This window comes from Stenotrophomonas maltophilia (genome assembly GCF_047497515.2).
GTDB lineage: Bacteria > Pseudomonadota > Gammaproteobacteria > Xanthomonadales > Xanthomonadaceae > Stenotrophomonas.
This window is the reverse complement of record NZ_JAXAXL020000010.1, coordinates 150,412-167,840: the sequence shown is the minus strand read 5'-3', so window position 1 is coordinate 167,840 and position 17,429 is coordinate 150,412. Positions and strand designations below refer to the sequence as shown.

Annotated in this window: 20 protein-coding genes; 11 read left to right on the top strand and 9 right to left on the bottom strand. The window is 67.4% G+C overall.

What is annotated here, in order from left to right; genetic code table 11:
* Positions 1-20: 20 nt before the first annotated feature.
* A complete protein-coding gene (gene soxR / locus ACMZPQ_RS14845) occupies positions 21-455 on the top strand; it encodes a redox-sensitive transcriptional activator SoxR (RefSeq protein ID WP_008267329.1) in 435 nt (144 codons plus the stop codon).
* Between the two features lie 42 nt (positions 456-497).
* Here soxR and ACMZPQ_RS14840 read toward each other — a convergent pair whose 3' ends face one another.
* A complete protein-coding gene (locus tag ACMZPQ_RS14840) occupies positions 498-1,100 on the bottom strand; it encodes a short chain dehydrogenase (RefSeq protein ID WP_197583702.1) in 603 nt (200 codons plus the stop codon).
* Between the two features lie 98 nt (positions 1,101-1,198).
* Between ACMZPQ_RS14840 and ACMZPQ_RS14835 the strand changes: the two genes are divergently transcribed.
* Positions 1,199-2,074 (top strand): LysR family transcriptional regulator, encoded by an 876-nt coding sequence (locus ACMZPQ_RS14835; protein WP_197583701.1) that lies wholly within the window; start codon positions 1,199-1,201, stop codon positions 2,072-2,074.
* A 59-nt stretch (positions 2,075-2,133) separates the two neighbouring features.
* Here the strand turns inward: ACMZPQ_RS14835 and proC are convergent, their stop codons facing one another.
* Both proC and ACMZPQ_RS14825 read right to left on the bottom strand, forming a co-directional pair.
* Positions 2,134-2,955: a pyrroline-5-carboxylate reductase gene (proC, locus tag ACMZPQ_RS14830; protein ID WP_197583700.1), complete on the bottom strand. Its 822-nt coding sequence runs from the start codon at positions 2,953-2,955 to the stop codon at positions 2,134-2,136.
* 18 nt (positions 2,956-2,973) lie between these two features.
* Positions 2,974-3,651: a YggS family pyridoxal phosphate-dependent enzyme gene (locus ACMZPQ_RS14825; RefSeq protein WP_197583699.1), complete on the bottom strand. Its 678-nt coding sequence runs from the start codon at positions 3,649-3,651 to the stop codon at positions 2,974-2,976.
* 87 nt (positions 3,652-3,738) lie between these two features.
* On the opposite strand from ACMZPQ_RS14825, the gene ACMZPQ_RS14820 reads away from it, so the two are divergent.
* The 3 genes from ACMZPQ_RS14820 to ACMZPQ_RS14810 all read left to right on the top strand — a co-directional run bounded on the left by ACMZPQ_RS14820 (position 3,739) and on the right by ACMZPQ_RS14810 (position 7,186).
* On the top strand, positions 3,739-4,776 hold the full coding sequence (locus ACMZPQ_RS14820) for a type IV pilus twitching motility protein PilT (protein ID WP_004147099.1): 1,038 nt from the start codon (positions 3,739-3,741) through the stop codon (positions 4,774-4,776).
* 100 nt (positions 4,777-4,876) lie between these two features.
* Positions 4,877-6,019: a PilT/PilU family type 4a pilus ATPase gene (locus tag ACMZPQ_RS14815; RefSeq protein ID WP_197583698.1), complete on the top strand. Its 1,143-nt coding sequence runs from the start codon at positions 4,877-4,879 to the stop codon at positions 6,017-6,019.
* Between the two features lie 183 nt (positions 6,020-6,202).
* Positions 6,203-7,186, top strand: coding sequence for an aldo/keto reductase (locus ACMZPQ_RS14810; protein WP_197583697.1), 984 nt, complete (start codon positions 6,203-6,205; stop codon positions 7,184-7,186).
* A gap of 75 nt (positions 7,187-7,261) precedes the next feature.
* Here ACMZPQ_RS14810 and ACMZPQ_RS14805 read toward each other — a convergent pair whose 3' ends face one another.
* Complete coding sequence (locus ACMZPQ_RS14805) at positions 7,262-8,161, bottom strand: LysR substrate-binding domain-containing protein (protein ID WP_197583696.1); 900 nt, start codon at positions 8,159-8,161, stop codon at positions 7,262-7,264.
* A 93-nt stretch (positions 8,162-8,254) separates the two neighbouring features.
* On the opposite strand from ACMZPQ_RS14805, the gene ACMZPQ_RS14800 reads away from it, so the two are divergent.
* Both ACMZPQ_RS14800 and ACMZPQ_RS14795 read left to right on the top strand, forming a co-directional pair.
* Positions 8,255-8,467: a DUF4287 domain-containing protein gene (locus tag ACMZPQ_RS14800; protein WP_197583695.1), complete on the top strand. Its 213-nt coding sequence runs from the start codon at positions 8,255-8,257 to the stop codon at positions 8,465-8,467.
* Positions 8,468-8,578: 111 nt separating this feature from the next.
* The gene (locus tag ACMZPQ_RS14795) at positions 8,579-9,286 is read left to right on the top strand and encodes a YitT family protein (RefSeq protein WP_197583694.1); all 708 of its coding nucleotides are present in this window, start codon (positions 8,579-8,581) and stop codon (positions 9,284-9,286) included.
* Between the two features lie 73 nt (positions 9,287-9,359).
* On the opposite strand, the gene ACMZPQ_RS14790 is transcribed toward ACMZPQ_RS14795, so the two are convergent.
* Together ACMZPQ_RS14790 and ACMZPQ_RS14785 are read right to left on the bottom strand one after the other, a co-directional pair.
* Positions 9,360-9,902: a DNA-3-methyladenine glycosylase I gene (locus ACMZPQ_RS14790; RefSeq protein WP_197580853.1), complete on the bottom strand. Its 543-nt coding sequence runs from the start codon at positions 9,900-9,902 to the stop codon at positions 9,360-9,362.
* Positions 9,899-11,695: a DUF4153 domain-containing protein gene (locus ACMZPQ_RS14785; protein WP_197580852.1), complete on the bottom strand. Its 1,797-nt coding sequence runs from the start codon at positions 11,693-11,695 to the stop codon at positions 9,899-9,901. Before ACMZPQ_RS14785 ends, ACMZPQ_RS14790 begins: the two co-directional genes overlap by 4 nt.
* Positions 11,696-11,775: 80 nt before the next feature.
* On the opposite strand from ACMZPQ_RS14785, the gene ACMZPQ_RS14780 reads away from it, so the two are divergent.
* From ACMZPQ_RS14780 to ACMZPQ_RS14765, 4 genes are all read left to right on the top strand, one after another.
* On the top strand, positions 11,776-12,342 hold the full coding sequence (locus ACMZPQ_RS14780) for a YqgE/AlgH family protein (RefSeq protein WP_197580851.1): 567 nt from the start codon (positions 11,776-11,778) through the stop codon (positions 12,340-12,342).
* Positions 12,335-12,829: a Holliday junction resolvase RuvX gene (ruvX, locus tag ACMZPQ_RS14775; protein WP_197580850.1), complete on the top strand. Its 495-nt coding sequence runs from the start codon at positions 12,335-12,337 to the stop codon at positions 12,827-12,829. The genes ACMZPQ_RS14780 and ruvX overlap by 8 nt, the downstream gene beginning before the upstream one ends.
* Positions 12,830-12,845: 16 nt before the next feature.
* A complete protein-coding gene (locus ACMZPQ_RS14770; RefSeq protein WP_197580849.1) occupies positions 12,846-13,796 on the top strand; it encodes an aspartate carbamoyltransferase catalytic subunit in 951 nt (316 codons plus the stop codon).
* A gap of 268 nt (positions 13,797-14,064) precedes the next feature.
* The gene (locus ACMZPQ_RS14765; RefSeq protein WP_197580848.1) at positions 14,065-14,556 is read left to right on the top strand and encodes an REP-associated tyrosine transposase; all 492 of its coding nucleotides are present in this window, start codon (positions 14,065-14,067) and stop codon (positions 14,554-14,556) included.
* A gap of 167 nt (positions 14,557-14,723) precedes the next feature.
* On the opposite strand, the gene ACMZPQ_RS14760 is transcribed toward ACMZPQ_RS14765, so the two are convergent.
* From ACMZPQ_RS14760 to mgtE, 3 genes are all read right to left on the bottom strand, one after another.
* Positions 14,724-15,539 carry a carboxylesterase family protein gene (locus tag ACMZPQ_RS14760; protein WP_197580847.1) on the bottom strand — a complete coding sequence of 272 codons (816 nt, stop codon included), beginning with the start codon at positions 15,537-15,539 and terminating at the stop codon, positions 14,724-14,726.
* A gap of 71 nt (positions 15,540-15,610) precedes the next feature.
* Entirely contained in the window at positions 15,611-15,877 is a 267-nt protein-coding gene (locus ACMZPQ_RS14755) for a hypothetical protein (protein WP_053449002.1), read from the bottom strand.
* A gap of 106 nt (positions 15,878-15,983) precedes the next feature.
* Positions 15,984-17,345, bottom strand: coding sequence for a magnesium transporter (gene mgtE / locus ACMZPQ_RS14750; protein ID WP_008266103.1), 1,362 nt, complete (start codon positions 17,343-17,345; stop codon positions 15,984-15,986).
* Between the last annotated feature and the right edge of the window lie 84 nt (positions 17,346-17,429).

The following is a 17,429-nucleotide window of genomic DNA, read 5'->3' as shown; positions in this document are numbered from 1 at the left end:
ACCGTAGTTGAGGTCAAGTGATGGCGTCCCAGGAACTGAGCGTTGGTGAAGTCTCCCAACGCAGTGGCGTAGCGGTTTCCGCGCTGCACTTCTACGAGCGCAAGGGGCTGATCAGCAGCCTGCGCACCTCCGGCAACCAGCGTCGCTACAGCCGTGACGTGCTGCGCCGGCTGGCGGTGATCCGCGTGGCACAGCGCGTGGGCATGCCACTGGAAGCGGTGGGCCGTGCCTTCGAGAGCCTGCCCGAGGGCCGTGCGCCGACCAAGGCCGACTGGGCCAAGCTGTCCGCGCGCTGGCGGACCGAGCTGGAAGCGCGCATCCACATGCTGCAGCTGCTGCGCGATGAACTGACCGGCTGCATCGGCTGCGGCTGCCTGTCGCTGAAGCGCTGCCGCCTGGCCAACCCGGAAGACATCCTCGGCGAACGCGGCGACGGCCCGATGCGCTGGGAATGAAAAGCGGAACGGAGCAGGTGCCGACCTTGGTCGGCACGCGTGTTACCAGACGGTGATCGTCTCGCCGCTCTGGATGCCTTCCACCGCGCGCTGGAAGGCCAGCGCGGCGCGCTGCGCGCTCACCGGCTCGAAGCCGGGGAAATAGGGTGCGTAGGCGGCCATCGATTCGGCCAGGACATTGGGGCTGACCACATTGATGCGCAGCCCGCGCGGAAGAAGCTCAAGCGCGGCCGCACGCACGAAGCCCTCCAGCGCTGCATTCACCGACGTGGCATTGGCACCGTCGCGGATCGGCTGGGCGCTGATGATGCCGCTGGTGAGCGTGATCGAGCCGCCGGCGCTGAGGTGATGCTGCGCGGCGAGCGCCAGCCGTACCTGGCCCAGCAGCTTGTCCTGCAGGCCGGTGTTGAACTGCGCCGGAGTCATCTCCCGCAGCGGGCCGAAATGCACGGCGCCGGTGGTGGAAATCACCGCATCCACTGCACCGGTACGCGCGAACAGCTCGGCGACGCTGGCGTCGTCGGTGAGGTCCACGCGCAGTTCACCACTATGGCGACCGGCGGCGAGGATCTGGTGTTTCTGGCCAAGCTGGCGGGCGACTGCCTGGCCGAGGGTGCCGTTGGCACCGACGAGGAGGATCTTCATGGCCGTTCCTTGCAGGAGGGGATGAGCGCAGTCTGCGCGCTCACGGCGTGGTTAGGTAAGTGGCGTATGCTTCGCACATTCCTAACCCTGGTTTAGCAATGGACACCTTGCGCTGCATGCAGGCCTTCGTCGCCGTGGCCGAGCGCGGCAGCTTTGCAGGCGCCGCAGAACAGCTGCAGGTGTCGGCGGTGATGGTTGGCAAGTACATCCAGCAGCTGGAGGCGCACCTGGGCACCGCGCTGCTGCAACGGAACACCCGCCGCCAACGCCTGACCGAGGCCGGCAGCGCCTACCTGGCCGGGTGCCGGCAAGTGCTGGAACAGGTGCAACAGGCTGAGGCCGATGTGGCCGGGTTGCAGGTGCAGCCCCGCGGCCTGCTGCGGGTCAGCGCGCCCACCACCTGGGGCAGCTGCGTGCTGGCGCCAAGGTTGGCCGGGCTGCTGCGCGCGCAGCCGCAGTTGAACATCGAGCTGGACCTCAGCAACCGCCGCGTGGACCTGATCGAGGACGGCTTCGACGTGGCGATCCGGGTCGGCCCGCTGCCGTCGCAGGAGGTGGTGGCGCGGCCGCTACCGCCGTACGCGATGAGCCTGTGCGCGGCGCCGTCGTACCTGCGTCGGCGCGGCACGCCGCGTACGCCTGCCGACCTGGAAGGGCATGATTGCCTGAGCCATCTGGCCTGGCGCGGTGGCCATGGCTGGCAGCTGTCCAACGGCGAGCAGGTGGACTGGGAAGCGCGCCTGACCTGCAATGATGGTTTCGCATTGCGCGAAGCTGCCGTGGCCGGAGCGGGCCTGGTGCTGCAACCGACGGCGCTGCTGGCCGGAGAAATCGCCGCCGGGCGCTTGAAGCCGCTGCTGCGCGACTACCTGCCCGAACCACGGCCGATGCACCTGATCTATCTGCCGGATCGACGGCCGCGGCCACGGTTGCAGTGTTTCGTCGATTTCGTCATGACCACATTGGGGCATTGAGCATCCACGCCATGCGTGGATGACGGTGGGTGCCGACAATGGGTCGGCACACATCGAGATCAATCATTCGCCGCAGACAACTGCTGCCCACGCACCTGCGCGGCACGCAACGCCTTGTCCACCAGCGCTTCGAACCCCCCAGCCTGGAAGCTCTCGATCGCGGCCTGGGTGGTGCCGTTTGGCGAAGTCACGCGGCGGCGCAGTTCGGCCGGGCTTTCGCCGGCTTCATCCAGCATGCGCGATGCCCCCAGCAGGGTCTGCACCACCAGCGCACGCGCGGCATCGGCCGGCAGGCCTTGCGCGATGCCCGCCGCTTCCATCGCTTCGGCCAGCAGGAACACATAGGCCGGCCCGCTGCCTGAAACGGCGGTGACCGAATCCATCAGCGCCTCGCTGTCGATCCACACCGTGCGCCCGGCACTGGCCAGTACCTGTTCGGCGCGCGCGTGCTGCTGCGCATCCACCGACGGCGTCGCGTACAGGCCAGTCACGCCGGCACCGAGCAGGGCGGGGGTGTTGGGCATCGCCCGCACGACTGCCAGATCGCCGCCCAGCCAGCGCTCCAGTTGCGCGCTGGTGATGCCGGCGGCGATCGACACCACCAGCGGGCGATCAGCCTGTGCCAGCGCCTGCAGCGACTGGCAGACCTCGCGCAGTACCTGCGGCTTCACCGCCAGCAGCCAGGTGCGGCCCTGCGCGGCGGCATCGGCGGCGTTGTCATGCACCTGCACGCCGAAGTCGGCGGCCAGCGCCTGGCGCAGTTCGGCCACCGGTTCGGCCACGTGGATGTGGGCGGCGGGCATGCCCTGGCGGATCAGGCCGGCAATCAGGCTGCGGGCCATGTTGCCGCCGCCGATGAAGGTGATGGAATCAGCTGCCATGGAAGTCTCCTTGGAAAGTCAGGCCGGGCGCGGCCGCGCGCCGAACAGGGCGGTGCCGATGCGCACCAGGGTGGCGCCCTCGGCGATGGCCTCGGCGTAGTCGCCGCTCATGCCCATCGACAGGGTGTCGACCTGCGCGTACTGGGCCGCCAGCGCCTGGAAAAGTGTGCGCATGCGCACGAATGCGTCGCGGCGTCGCTCGGCCTCGGGCCATGGCGCGGGAATCGCCATCAGGCCGCGCAGGCGCAGCCCAGGTTCGACGGCAATCGCCGCAGCCAGTGCATCGACCTCGTCCGGCACGCAGCCGTGCTTGCTGGATTCGTCGTCGATGTTGACCTGGATCAGCACGTTCAGCGGGCCGCGCGCGGCCGGACGATGGCGCGCCAGCGCGCTCACCAGCTTGAGCCGGTCCACGCTCTGCACCCAGTCGAAGTGGCTGGCCACGGCATCGGCCTTGTTCGACTGCAGGTGGCCGATCAGGTGCCATTCCAGCGCCAGGTGCTGCAGCGCCTGCATCTTGGCCAGCGCTTCCTGCACGTAGTTCTCGCCGAAGGCATGCTGGCCCTGCGCGGCCAGCGCAGCCACGGCTTCGGCCGGCTGGGTCTTGGACACTGCCAGCAGGCGTGGGTCGGGCCTGCCAGCGGCCTCGGCGGCGGCATGCAGGTTGCTCAGGATCTGGGGCAGGGGAGTGGCCACGTAACGCGTTCCGTTGAATCAGGAGGCTATACTGCCGCCCGGGGAAAGATCCTTCCAGTCGAAGCCGTTATTGGGGAGTAGCCGCTCATGGATATCGCCGAACTGCTGGCGTTTTCCGTAAAGAACAAAGCGTCCGACCTGCACCTGTCCGCAGGCCTGCCGCCGATGATCCGCGTGGACGGCGACGTGCGCCGGATCAACATTCCAGCCCTGGACCACAAGCAGGTCCACGCGCTGGTGTACGACATCATGTCCGACAAGCAGCGCCGCGACTACGAGGAATTCCTCGAAGTGGACTTCTCTTTCGAGATTCCGTCGCTGGCGCGTTTCCGTGTCAACGCGTTCAACCAGAACCGTGGCGCCGGTGCGGTGTTCCGTACCATTCCGTCCGAAGTGCTGACCCTGGAAGACCTGGCCTGCCCGCCGCTGTTCCGCGAAGTGATCCAGCAGCCGCAGGGCCTGATCCTGGTGACCGGCCCGACCGGCTCGGGCAAGTCGACCACGCTGGCGGCGATGATCGACTACATCAACAAGAACGAATACGGCCACATCCTCACCGTCGAGGACCCGATCGAATTCGTGCACACCTCGCAGAAGTGCCTGATCAACCAGCGCGAAGTGCACCGCGATACGCACGGCTTCAACGAAGCACTGCGCTCGGCGCTGCGTGAGGACCCGGACATCATCCTGGTCGGCGAGTTGCGCGACCTGGAAACCATCCGCCTGGCACTCACTGCGGCGGAAACCGGCCACCTGGTGTTCGGCACCCTGCACACCAGCTCGGCGGCCAAGACCATCGACCGCATCATCGACGTGTTCCCGGCCGGCGAAAAGCCGATGGTGCGCTCGATGCTGTCCGAGTCGCTGCGCGCGGTGATCTCGCAGGCGCTGCTGAAGAAGGTCGGCGGTGGCCGTACCGCAGCGTGGGAAATCATGGTCGGCACCCCGGCCATCCGCAACCTGATCCGCGAGGACAAGGTGGCGCAGATGTATTCGGCCATCCAGACCGGCCAGCAGTACGGCATGATGACCCTTGACCAGCACCTGCAGGACCTGGTCAAGCGCAGCCTGATCACCCGCAACCAGGCCCGCGAGTACGCCAAGGACAAGCGTCTGTTCGAGTAAGCCAGGGTAGCAACGGAACGGCGGGCGCCCACGCGCGGCCGTTCCCGTGTTGTCTCCTGCACCGACCATCAGCTGCTACACGCCTTTCCGGGAGCCCGCCGTGAACACCACCGCGACCACCATCGATTTCACTTCATTCCTCAAGCTGATGGCGCACCAGCGCGCCTCGGACCTGTTCATCACCGCCGGCATGCCGCCGGCGATGAAGGTCAACGGCAAGATCTCGCCGATCACCCAGACCCCGCTCACGCCGCAGCAGAGCCGCGACCTGGTGCTCAACGTGATGACCCCGGCGCAGCGCGAGGAATTCGAGAAGACCCACGAGTGCAACTTCGCCATCGGCCTGTCCGGTGTCGGCCGCTTCCGTGTCAGCTGCTTCTACCAGCGCAACCAGGTCGGCATGGTGCTGCGTCGCATCGAGACGCGCATTCCGACCGTGGAAGAGCTGAGCCTGCCGCCGATCATCAAGACGCTGGCGATGACCAAGCGCGGCATCATCCTGTTCGTCGGCGCCACCGGCACCGGCAAGTCGACCTCGCTGGCGGCGATGATTGGCTACCGCAACCACAATTCGACCGGCCACATCATCACCATCGAAGATCCGATCGAATTCGTGCACAAGCACGAGGGCTGCATCATCACCCAGCGCGAAGTCGGCATCGATACCGACAGCTGGGAGGCTGCGCTGAAGAACACCCTGCGCCAGGCGCCGGACGTGATCATGATTGGCGAGGTGCGCACCCGCGAAGGCATGGACCACGCCATCGCCTTCGCCGAAACCGGCCACCTGGTGCTGTGCACGCTGCATGCCAACAATGCCAACCAGGCGATGGACCGCATCGTCAACTTCTTCCCGGAAGACCGCCGCAACCAGCTGCTGATGGACCTGTCGCTGAACCTCAAGGGCGTGGTCGCGCAGCAGCTGGTGCCGTCGCCCGATGGCCGCTCGCGCAAGGTGGCGATGGAGATCCTGCTCGGCACGCCGCTGGTGCAGGACTACATCCGCGACGGCGAGATCCACAAGCTGAAGGAAGTGATGAAGGATTCGGTCCAGCTGGGCATGAAGACCTTCGACCAGAGCCTGTTCGAGCTGTACCAGGCCGGTGAGATCAGCTATGAGGACGCGCTGCGCTACGCCGATTCGCAGAACGAAGTGCGCCTGCGCATCAAGCTCAGCCAGGGCGGCGATGCGCGCACCCTGTCGCAGGGGCTGGACGGGGTGGAGATCTCCGAGATCCGGTGATCCACCGATCTGTAGAGTCGAGCTTGCTCGACTACAGGAACAGTCGAGCAAGCTCGACTCTACGAGCACAGTCCGGGCGCGCGGGCGATTGATGAATTCCAGTCATGACCGACTGCCATCCCGTCGGTTCAATCCTGCGCCCGTGCAGGCGTATCGTCAGCGCTCCCCCTCTGGAGCACGACGATGCAGACACGTGAACTCGGCCGCAGCGGCCTGAAGGTTTCCGCCCTGGGCCTGGGCTGCATGGGCCTGAGCCATGGCTATGGCCAGCCGGTCGAGCGCAGCCAGGGCATCGCCCTGCTGCAGGCCGCCGTCGAACGCGGCGTGACGTTCTTCGACACCGCCGAAGTGTACGGCCCGTACACCAATGAAGACCTGCTCGGCGAGGCACTGGCGCCGTACCGCGACACGCTGGTGATCGCCACCAAGTTCGGCTTCAAGGATGCGCGCGTCGACACCGGGCTGGACAGCCGCCCGGAGAACATCCGGGCAGTGGCCGAGGCCAGCCTCAAGCGGCTGCGCACCGACCACATCGACCTGTTCTATCAGCACCGCGTCGACCCGAACGTGCCGATCGAGGATGTGGCCGGCACCGTGCGTGACCTGATTGCTGAAGGCAAAGTCGGCCACTTCGGCCTGTCCGAGGCCAGCGCGGCCACCGTGCGGCGTGCGCATGCGGTGCAGCCGGTCACCGCCGTGCAGAGCGAGTACTCGCTGTGGTGGCGCGAACCGGAGCGCGAGCTGCTGCCGACCCTGCAGGAACTGGGCATCGGCTTCGTGCCGTTCAGCCCGCTGGGCCGTGGCTTCCTGACCGGCGCGATCAACGCCGACACTACCTTCGACCCCAACGATTTCCGCAACACCGTGCCGCGTTTCGAAGTGGAGGCACGCCGCGCCAACCAGGCGCTGGTCGATCGCATCAGCACGATTGCCGCCGCACGCGGTGCGACCCCGGCGCAGGTGGCGCTGGCCTGGCTGCTGGCGCAGGCACCGTGGATCGTGCCGATTCCGGGCACCACCAAGATCCACCGCCTGGACGAAAACCTGGGCGCGGCCGCGCTGCAGCTGGCGCCGGAGGAACTGCAGCGCATCGCACAGGCGCTGGACGAAGTGTCGATCGTCGGCGAGCGCTACAACGCGCAGCGTGCCGCCCAGGCCAAGGGCTGACCACCCGGTGGGTGCGGACCATTGGTGGTGGGTGCGGACCGTTGGTGGTGGGTGCGGACCGTTGGTCCGCACTCATCAACTGGCCATCGGCCCACGCAGCGCATCAAGCACCGTGCGCATCGCCACGGTGACGTGGCGGCGCGACGGGTAATACGCGTAATAGCCGTCGAAATGCGGGCACCAGTCGTCCAGCACCGACTGCAGCCGCCCGTCGTCCAGCATCGGCTGCACCTGGTCTTCCGGCAGCCAGGCCAATCCGCTGCCGGCCAGCGCGGCGGCACGGGTCATGCCCATGCTGTTGAAGATCCACTGGCCACTCACGCGTACGCTCAGTTCGTTGCCGTCCTGGCCGAAGTCCCACGGCATCAGGCCGCCATGGGTGGGCAGGCGCAGGGTCACGCAGTTGTGCTCGGCCAGGTCGTGCGGATGCCGCGGTACCACGTGCTGGCGGAAGTAGGCGGGCGCACCGACCACGCGCATGCGCAGCGGCGGGCTGATCGGCACCGCGACCATGTCGCGTGCCAGGCGCTCACCCAGGCGGATGCCGATGTCGTAGCGTTCGGCAACGATGTCGGCCAGCCCGTAGTCGGCGGCCAGCTCCACCCTCAGCTCCGGATACTGCTGCAGCAACGGTGCCAGCCGCGGCCAGGCGATGTACTCGGCGGCATGGCCGGTGGCGTTGATGCGGATGGTGCCGGCCGGGCGTTCGCGGTACTCGGCCAGTGCGGCCAGCCCGTCCTCGATCTCGGCCAGGCGCGGGGCGAGCGTCTCCAGCAGGTGGGCGCCGGCTTCGGTGGTGGACACGCTGCGGGTGGTGCGGGTCAGCAGGCGCACGCCCAGGCGCTGTTCCAGGCCGCGCATGGCATGACTGAGCGCGGACTGGGAGACACCGAGCTGGGCGGCGGCCTTGGTGAAGCTGCCCACGCGGGCGACGTGGACGAAGGCCTGCAGGTCGTTGAGGTTTTCACGGGGCATGAGGGGATGATACGGCCGCCGGATTGAACGGCGCTGTCGATTTCCAGCGCCCCGGTTCGTTGTACCGGTACATCCAACAGAAGGAGCTTGTGCATGAGTACTGACACCACGCCGAAAGGCCCGGCCTCGTACTTCCCCTCCATCGAGAGGACCTACGGCCAGCCGGTGGCGCACTGGCTCGGTCTGCTGTCGAAGAAAAAGGGGCTGAAGCACATGGAACTGGTCAGCTTCCTGAAGAGCGAGCATGGGCTGGGCCATGGCCACGCCAACGCGCTGGTGGCGCACCATCTAGCCGGAAAAGGGTGATCCGCGGCCGGCCTGGCGCAGGGCGGGGTGCATTCAGCTGAACGATTTCATCTGCAACTGTCATGCAGATCGTGTCTAATACCGCTCCCCACCCGCTGTTCCCCCACCTGCATGTCCCTTGAATCCCATGGCCCCGCGCCGTGCGACGACGCTGACGGCCACCTGGTCACCGCCGGTCCGCTGACTCCGCCGCCCGACAGTGCCGGTACCACCGCCGACGAAAAAGCGCTGCGCCACTCGATCGCCGAGGACGTGCAGGGCATGGTGCTGGCGACGATGGTGGCCTCGCTGGGCCTGGCGATCTTCGCCAAGGGCGGGCTGATGATTGGTGGCATGGCCGGCATGGCCTTCCTGCTGCACTACGCGATGGGCTGGAACTTCGGCCTGGTGTTCGTGCTGGTCAACCTGCCGTTCTACTGGGTGGCACTGCGCCGCATGGGCTGGGAATTCACCCTGAAGACCTTCGCCGCGGTCACCGCCTGTGGCCTGCTGACCGACCTGTTGCCGCGCTGGATCGACTTCTCGCACATCAATCCGCTGTACTCGGCGATCGTCGGTGGCGCGTTGTCCGGCCTGGGCATCCTGTTCTTCATCCGCCATCGTGCCAGCCTCGGCGGCATCGGCATCCTGGCGGTGTACCTGCAGCGCACGCGCGGCTGGAGCGCAGGCAAGGTGCAGATGTCCTACGACGCCTGCCTGATGGTGGCGGCGTTCTTCGTGTTGTCGCCGTCGAAGGTGCTGTACTCGGCCATCGGCGCGGTGGTGCTCAGCCTGGTGCTGATGTTCAACCACCGTCCCGGCCGTTACATGGGCGTATGACGATTCGGCGGTAGTGCCGGCCGCTGGCCGGCAACACCTGAGGCCTTCGGAGGCTGCCGGCCAGCGGCCGGCACTACCTGGAGGCCTGCATCCACGGCGGCGACAGCGCCAGCAGCCGCGCCTGCACCGGACAGTCCGCCGCGTGCGCGCCGGGCAGGTAGCCCAGGCTCATCAGGAACTCGCCGGTGATCTCGCCACCGGTGAAGCGGAACGTCTTCTTGAACAGCTTCACCCAATCGGCCTTGCTGCGCGGGTGATGCGCGTCCAGCCAGCCGGCGAAGCTGCCGTGGCTGGCCCGCAGCTGCTGGATCACCTGCGCGTTGTGGATCGCCGCCAGTACCTTCAGCCGGTTGCGGATGATGCGCGCATCCGACAGCAGCCGCTCGATGTCCTGCTCGGCGTAGGCGGCGACACGGTCCACATCGAAGCCGTCATAGGCCGCGCGGAAGCCCTCGCGCTTCTTCAGGATGGTCTCCCAGCTCAAACCGGCCTGGTTGATTTCCAGCACCAGCCGCTCGAACAGTTCGCGCTCGTCGCGCTGCGGGAAGCCGTACTCGTTGGCGTGGTAATAGTCATGCACCGGGTGGCCCGGGGCGATGAGGCAGTATCCGCTCATGGGGCAGCCGCCTCCTCGCGGCCTTCGTCTTCATCAAGGGAAAGCTGTGCAGGCACGCCGAGCAGGCGCATTTCGGGCCAGCGCGGTGGCCGTGTTTCCAGCCGGCCCTCGCGCAGTGCGCGGGTCAGCGTCTGCGCCTCCGCGCTGCTGTGTCGTGGGAACGATACGCTTCCCGCCGAACGCCATGAACCGTCCTGCAGCACGTGCAGTGCGCAGTCGGGCGGCAGATAGGGCGAAATCCGGCACAGCAGCACCTCGTCCTGGCCATCATGATCGAGGTCGCGGCGCACCGCGAGGCATTCTTCATCGCGGTCCAGGCAGCGATCGGCACTGATTGCGCGGGACTGCAGCAGGGCCTGCCACCAGTCAGGGGCGGGGGCTGCACTTCCCTTGACCACGATGATGCGTGCATGCAGCTGGTCCAGCGAGCGCGGGGCAGAGGGGGCAGGCACATCGTGGCCCCAGCTGGGACGCGGCAGCGCTTCGGCAAGCACGCTGCGCGCGTGCGGGTCGGCAATGACGCCCGGCTGCTGCTGCAGTTCGCGCAGCGCGCGCACACCGCGTATCCCCAGTTCGTAGCGCAGCATGCTGGCATCGCCACCGGTGATCTGGTCGGGCTGTGCGCTCAGCCGCGGCAGCTGGCTGGCCAGGGTCAGCCGTATCGGGTCCAGCAGTGGCGAGCAGCCCAGCACCGCTACCGCCAGTACCAGCCCGCACATCCAGCGGTTGACCGGTTCCAGCCAATGCAGCCACCGGCCACGCCGCTGCAGCACGGCCAATGCATAACCCACGGCGTAGCCACAGATGAGCAGTGCCGTCGCCAGGCCCCAGAAACGCTCCACGGTCAGGCCATGCTGGCTCAGCCGCAGGCCGATGGCGTACAGCGCCAGCGCCGCATACACCGGCAGTGTCAGCAGGCCGGCGTCCACCAGTCGGCGCACCCAGCGCGGATAGACCGCGGTGTCGCCGTCGTGCTGGTAGACCGCATTGGCGAAGGCGATCAGCAGGATCGCCATGGCCAGCAGCAGGCTGGCCGCCGAACGGGTGCCCCACAGCGGCGCCAGGCCGGTGAAAGGGAGCGCGGACACGAACAGCAGCGCGATCAGCGCCAGCAGTGGCAACAACCCGCGACCGACCGCGAACAGCACCTGGCGGGTGATCTGGATGGCACGGTGCTGGGTGCGGCCGAGCAACAGCCCGAACCCGGCCAGCAGACCGGTGGCCAGAGCAAGGAACGCCGGCTGCTGGAACAACTGCTGGAAGAAGTCGACGCGAAGCAGGGTGAACAACGCCGCGCACAGCCACAGCAGTGCCCAGGTCAATCCGGTGAATGCGGCCGCCAATGCCAGCGTAAGCCCATTCTGCCAGGCGCGCTCGAACAGCGCGGCGTAGCTGGCATGCCAGTGCCCGTACTGCAGGCGGAACTGCCACCAGGGCAATGAGATGAACACGCCGATGCCCACGCAGATGGACAGCGGCATCAGCACCGGCGTCGGGTTGAGTCCGGACGCACCGCGCAGATTCCACCCCGCCCACGCCCCCAGTCCAAGGACCAGTAGCGACGCCAGCCCGGCATGCAGCCACAGGCGGCGGTCCTTGACCTCGACCACGGTCAAGGCCAGTGCCGAGGGAATGCTCAGCACCCAGACATACGCGCAGTAGCGCCAGACGCCATCGTGGACCGGCCAGCGCTCGGCCAGCTCCTGCAGTACATACAACGCCAGGCCCTGCAGCAGCGCGATCAGCACGATCATGCGGCGCGTGGCCCGGGCCAAGGGCACGTCCTGTTGCATGGGTCATCCTCCTTGAAAGGGCGCCATCCTAGCCGATCCCTTCGCGCCCGCGTCCCGGTCGCAGCGGGTAGAATGGGGCCATGCCTGTAACGCCGACCTCTCTCGCCGATCACCTGCTCGTCGCGCTGCCGTCGCTGCTCGACGCGACCTTTGCCCGCAGCGTCGCGCTGATCTGCCAGCACGACGAGAACGGTGCGATGGGCGTGCTGGTCAACCAGCCGTCCGAATACACCCTGGGCGAGGTGCTCGCGCAGATGGATATCGACACCGGCGATGGCGACCTGCAGGCCCGCGTGGTGCTCAATGGTGGCCCGGTGCACCCCGAGCGTGGCTTCGTCATCCATGACGACGCACGCGCGTGGGATTCCAGCCTGACCGTGGGCGAAGGCCTGTACCTGACCACCTCGCGCGACATCCTCGAAGCGATGGCGCGTGGCCATGGCCCGGCCAATGCCGTGGTCACCCTCGGCTGCGCCGGGTGGGGCGCCGGCCAGCTGGAGAGCGAACTGGCCGAAAACAGCTGGTTGACGGTGCCGGCCGATGCCGAACTGGTGTTCCAGCTGCCGCTGGAGCAGCGCTGGCAAGGCGCGGCTTCGCGCATCGGCGTCGATCTGTTCCGGCTGACCGATTACAGCGGCCATGTCTGAGCCGGCCGTCCCCGCTTCTGCCGCGCCTGCTCCTGCCATCCGCCGTGATGGCACCGTGCTCGGTTTCGACGTCGGCTCGCGACGGATCGGCGTGGCCATCGGCAGTGCGTTCGCGGCACATGCGCGCGCGGTGGCGGTGGTCGACGTGCACGGCAACGGGCCGGACTGGGCGTCGATCGAGCGCCTGCTCAAGGAATGGAAGCCTGATGGCCTGGTGGTCGGCGATCCGCTGACCCTGGATGGCCAGGACCAGCCCAACCGCAAGCGTGCGCAGGGCTTCGCCCGCCAGCTGCGGGAACGCTTCAAGCTGCCGGTGGTGATGATCGACGAGCGTTCCAGCTCGGTCGAGGCCGCCCGCCGCTTCGCTGTCGAGCGCGCCGAAGGGCGCAAGCGCCGCCGCGATGCGGCCGCCCTCGACGCCGTGGCCGCGGCGGTGATCATCGACCGCTGGCTGTCGTCGCCGGACGACGCCACCCCCATTCCCTGACTGCACGACTCCCGCCATGACTGCCCAGCAAATCGATGCCTCCGGACGCCTGCGCCACCTGCTGACCCTGGAGGGCCTGCCACGCGAAACCCTGCTGCAGCTGCTCGACCGGGCCGGACAGATCCGCGACGCCGCCGTGGGCCGCGTCGGCAACAAGCGGCACGTGCTGGCCGGTTCGGCGGTGTGCACGCTGTTCTTCGAGCCGTCCACCCGCACCCGCAGCTCGTTCCAGCTGGCCGCGCAGCGCCTGGGCGCCGACGTGCTGAACTTCGATGCCTCCACCTCGTCCACGCGCAAGGGCGAAACCGCCTGCGACACCCTGCGCAACCTGGAAGCGATGGGCGTGCGCGGCTTCGTGGTACGCCACCCCGATGATGGCGCCGTCGCCGCACTGGCTGAAGCGGCGGGCGAGGGCACCGCACTGATCAACGCCGGTGACGGCCGCAGTTCGCACCCGACCCAGGGCCTGCTGGACATGCTGACCCTGCGCCAGGCCAAGGGCCCGGATTTCTCGAAGCTGAAGGTGGTGATCGTCGGCGACGTGAAGCATTCGCGCGTGGCGCGCACCGACCTGCATGCGCTGCGCACGCTGGGCGTGGGCGAGATCCGCGTATGCGGCCCGCAGTCGCTGCTGCCGGACGACGAGACCTTGAAGGGCTGCGTGGTCGGCGATGATTTCGACGCGATGCTGGAAGGTGCCGATGCGCTGATGATGCTGCGCCTGCAGCGCGAGCGCATGGAAGAAGGCCTGGTGCCGTCGCTGGAGCAGTACCACGCCGAGTACGGCCTGACCAACGAGCGCCTGGCGCGCGCCGGCAAGGATGCTGCGGTGCTGCACCCGGGCCCGATCAACCGCGGCGTGGAAGTGACCGACGAGGTGGCCGACGGCCCGCAGTCGTGGGTACTGCGCCAGGTCGCCAACGGCGTCGCCGTGCGCATGGCCGTGCTGGAAACCCTGCTGGGCTGATCTGCCGGGTGGGTGCCAACCTTGGTTGGTACTGCTGGTGCGGTGGGTGCCAAGCTTGGTTGGCACTGCTGGTGCGGTGGGTGCCAACCTTGGTTGGCAATGCTGGTGCGGTGGGTGCCAACCTTGGTTGGCACTGCTGGTGTGGTGGGTGCCAACCTTGGTTGGCACTGCTGGTGTGGTGGGTGCCAACCTTGGTTGGCACTGGCCTACCCGGGCGAAGGTGACTTCCCGATGTTCAGGGAACATGCGCCCGCCCATGCTCCTCCGCATGAACAGCACCCGCCTCCTGCTAGGCCGTCATTCCAGTATCGGCCAGAGCTACGTCCTCACGACGAACGTGCATGGCCGGGCGGCTCTGTTCGCCAATGACGCCGTTGCGGTTACCGCCATGCAGGAGTTCCAGCGTCTGGATCTGGAAGGTCTGACCCATTCGATCGCCTACGTGGTCATGCCGGATCACGTCCACTGGTTGATGCAGCTGCGCGCGGCATCGCTCGACGTTGTCATGAAGCGCTTCAAGTCGCGTACGGCGGTGTACGCAAACAGGGTACTGGGCAGGGTAGGGCGCTTCTGGCAGTCCTGCTATCACGATCACGCGATCCGCTCTGATGAATCGCTGTACCGGCACGCAATGTATGTGATGGCAAATCCGATCAGGGCGGGGTTGGCAACGCAGCTTGGCGAGTACCCGCATGCCTGGTGCGAGTGGGAACTTGAAGGTTCCTGTGCCAAGGCGGAGTTCATGGGGGCGGACAGATAGTGCCAACCAAGGTTGGCACCCACCGAAAGCAGGTTCCAACCTTAGTTGGCACCCACCGAAAGCAGGTTCCAACCTTAGTTGGCACCCACCGAAAGCAGGTTCCAACCTTAGTTGGTACCTACCCAAACCAGGCTCCAACCAGGTTGGCAGCTACCAGAAGCGGCGGCTTACCGCTTCTGCGCGAACAGCCACGCCCACAGGGCCGGGTCGGCATAGGTGGCATCCCAGGCGTTGTGGTTGCCGTCGGGATACTCGGTATAGCGCACGTCGCGTGCGCGGGCGGCCTGGAAGGCACTGTGCAGCCTGCGGTCGTCGTCCGGCGGCACCACATCATCCAGTGCGCCGTGGAAGATCCAGATCGGTGCGTGCTGCAGGCGCTCGGCGATCACGGCATACGGATCGGACTCATGCGCGACCTGCTCGACAAACAGGGTTGGCCGCTTCGCGCGTGGAGCCAGCACAGCACCGCAAACCGGCACGATCGCGGCAAAGCGGTGGGGGTCGTCCAGCGCGATGTTCCAGCTGCCGTAGCCGCCCATCGACATGCCGGTCAGGTACTGGCGTGCCGGGTCGGCGCCGAATTCGGCGACGGTCGCGTCCAGTGCAGCCAGCGCCGTGCGGTTGTTGCGGCCACTCCATTCGGAATGACGCGGTGCCTGCGGAAACACCACCAGCGCCGGGAAATCCGGATGCTCGCGCAGATAGGGCCCCAGCCCCGAGTAGGTCTGCTTGACGCCATCGACGCCGCGTTCGCCCGAGCCGTGCAGGAACAGGATGACCGCTGGCCCGCCTTGCGTGGCCGCGCTACCCGCGGCGGAGGCGCGGGCGCCGGCAGGAATGAACACCTGGTAGTAGGTGGTCTCGCCATCCACCTTCACCGCGCGGCCCTCGAAATGCCCGCGCGCGTTGTCCGGCACCGAAGCGCAACCGGCGATCATCAGAACGGCCAGCAGCGGCAGCCAGCGCGACATCGAACGGACCATGGGACATCCCGAGGCAATGGGGTCACCTGCATCGTAGTCCGCGCGGGGTCAACGCGGCATCATGCGCCGCGTCACTGCGGGCGCGGGAAACTGGCGATGATGTCCAGCTGCTCCTGTGCTTCGGCATTGCCCTCAGCGGCGGCGGCCTGCACCTGCGCCATGTCCGGGTGCAGCACCACCAGCAGTGGGTTCTCGCAGACCGGGCAGTCGTACTCGGTAGCGTCCTCGTCCAGTTCCATCTCCATGCCGCGCGAGCTGCCCTTCCATTCGCAGGCCGGGCAGGTGTGCTGCTGGTCGCGCCAGCCGGGCTGGAAGTAGTTTTCGATCGTCGTCGCCATGGGGGATCCAGTTGGGATCGGGTCAGGGCCCCGCGCAGCGGGGATCCGACCCTGGGTTTGGAGTGGGCCGGAGCTCCGCGTTGCGGGGGATCCGGCCGGGCAGGGATCAGTGCAGCAGCACCAGGGTGGCGAGGCCGAGGAAGGTGAAGAAGCCCATCGAGTCGGTCACCGCGGTCAGGAAGATGCCGCTGGCCAGCGCCGGGTCGAAGCCGAAGCGTTTCAGGGTCAGTGGCACCAGCACGCCGGCCAGCGCGGCGAACAGCAGGTTGCAGGTCAGCGCGATGGCAATCACCGCGGAAAGCCCGGGCGAGTGGAACCAGGCCAGCACGATCAGCCCCAGCACCGAACCCAGCATCACGCCGTTCAACAGGGCGACCCGCACTTCCTTCCACAGCAGCGTGCGCGCGTTGGAGGCGCCCACCTGGCCCAGCGCCAGGCCGCGCACCATCAGTGCCAGCACCTGGGTACCGGCGTTGCCGCCCAGCCCAGCCACGATCGGCATCAGCACGGCCAGCGCCACCAGCTTGTCGATGGTGCCTTCGAAGTGGCCGACCACGCTGGAGGCCAGGAAGGCGGTGCACAGGTTCACCGACAGCCACATCAGGCGCCGGCGCATCGCGCGCCAGACCGGGCTGAACAGATCCTCGTCCTCGTCCAGGCCGGCGGCGCCCAGCGCCTGGTGCTCGGCCTGGCCGCGGATGATGTCGACCACGTCATCGATGGTGATGCGGCCGATCAGGATGTTGTTGTCATCCACCACCGGCGCGGAAATCCAGTCATGGTCGGAGAACTGGCGGGCGACTTCCTGGTCGCTCTCGCCGACGTCGATGGCCGGCTGCTCATCGTCGATCAGGCGGTTGATCGGGGTGGTGTCCTCATGGGTGACCAGCGCGGCGAGTGAGACCCGCCCGAGGTACTGGTGGCGGCGGCTGACCACGAACAGGTGGTCGGTGTGGTCAGGCAGTTCGCCGCGCAGGCGCAGGTAGCGCAGCACCACATCGACGTTGACGTCGGCGCGCACGGTCACCACGTCCGGGTTCATCAGGCGGCCGGCGCTGTCCTCGGGGTAGGACAGCACCTGTTCCAGGCGCTCGCGGTTCTCGCGGTCCATCGACTTGAGGACTTCGTCGATGACCGTGTCCGGCAGGTCTTCGACCAGGTCGGCCAGATCGTCGATGTCCAGGTCTTCGACCGCGGCGATGATCTCGTCCGGGTCCATGTCCGCGAGCAGGCTTTCGCGCACGTCCTCGCCGACGTGGACCAGCACCTCGCCGTCATCTTCCGGATCGACCAGGCCCCACACCACCTCGCGCTTGCCCGGCGGCAGCGATTCGAGCAGGTTGCCGATCTCGGCCGGGGCCAGGGTGTTGACCAGCCGACGCACCGGACCCAGCCGGCCGCTGTCCAGTGCATCGGACAGCATCCGCAGTTGGCGCGCAGTCTTGTCGTGGCGTACAGCTTCAGCCATCGCAGCTCCCGCGGGGATAAGAAAAGCCGCGATCCCGGCAAGGATGCGGCAACAGGGGTGTTCAGCGCGTCATTATCGCAAGGG

Coding starts and splice junctions, on each gene's coding strand:
- ACMZPQ_RS14800 (WP_197583695.1), top strand. CDS start 8,255: ATGAGTACTGACACCACGCCGAAAGGCCCGGCCTCGTACTTCCCCTCC.
- ACMZPQ_RS14760 (WP_197580847.1), bottom strand. CDS start 15,539: ATGGTCCGTTCGATGTCGCGCTGGCTGCCGCTGCTGGCCGTTCTGATG.
- ACMZPQ_RS14795 (WP_197583694.1), top strand. CDS start 8,579: ATGTCCCTTGAATCCCATGGCCCCGCGCCGTGCGACGACGCTGACGGC.
- ruvX (WP_197580850.1), top strand. CDS start 12,335: ATGTCTGAGCCGGCCGTCCCCGCTTCTGCCGCGCCTGCTCCTGCCATC.
- ACMZPQ_RS14805 (WP_197583696.1), bottom strand. CDS start 8,161: ATGCCCCGTGAAAACCTCAACGACCTGCAGGCCTTCGTCCACGTCGCC.
- ACMZPQ_RS14835 (WP_197583701.1), top strand. CDS start 1,199: ATGGACACCTTGCGCTGCATGCAGGCCTTCGTCGCCGTGGCCGAGCGC.
- ACMZPQ_RS14765 (WP_197580848.1), top strand. CDS start 14,065: ATGAACAGCACCCGCCTCCTGCTAGGCCGTCATTCCAGTATCGGCCAG.
- soxR (WP_008267329.1), top strand. CDS start 21: ATGGCGTCCCAGGAACTGAGCGTTGGTGAAGTCTCCCAACGCAGTGGC.
- ACMZPQ_RS14790 (WP_197580853.1), bottom strand. CDS start 9,902: ATGAGCGGATACTGCCTCATCGCCCCGGGCCACCCGGTGCATGACTAT.
- ACMZPQ_RS14810 (WP_197583697.1), top strand. CDS start 6,203: ATGCAGACACGTGAACTCGGCCGCAGCGGCCTGAAGGTTTCCGCCCTG.
- ACMZPQ_RS14770 (WP_197580849.1), top strand. CDS start 12,846: ATGACTGCCCAGCAAATCGATGCCTCCGGACGCCTGCGCCACCTGCTG.
- mgtE (WP_008266103.1), bottom strand. CDS start 17,345: ATGGCTGAAGCTGTACGCCACGACAAGACTGCGCGCCAACTGCGGATG.
- ACMZPQ_RS14755 (WP_053449002.1), bottom strand. CDS start 15,877: ATGGCGACGACGATCGAAAACTACTTCCAGCCCGGCTGGCGCGACCAG.
- proC (WP_197583700.1), bottom strand. CDS start 2,955: ATGGCAGCTGATTCCATCACCTTCATCGGCGGCGGCAACATGGCCCGC.
- ACMZPQ_RS14780 (WP_197580851.1), top strand. CDS start 11,776: ATGCCTGTAACGCCGACCTCTCTCGCCGATCACCTGCTCGTCGCGCTG.
- ACMZPQ_RS14840 (WP_197583702.1), bottom strand. CDS start 1,100: ATGAAGATCCTCCTCGTCGGTGCCAACGGCACCCTCGGCCAGGCAGTC.
- ACMZPQ_RS14820 (WP_004147099.1), top strand. CDS start 3,739: ATGGATATCGCCGAACTGCTGGCGTTTTCCGTAAAGAACAAAGCGTCC.
- ACMZPQ_RS14785 (WP_197580852.1), bottom strand. CDS start 11,695: ATGCAACAGGACGTGCCCTTGGCCCGGGCCACGCGCCGCATGATCGTG.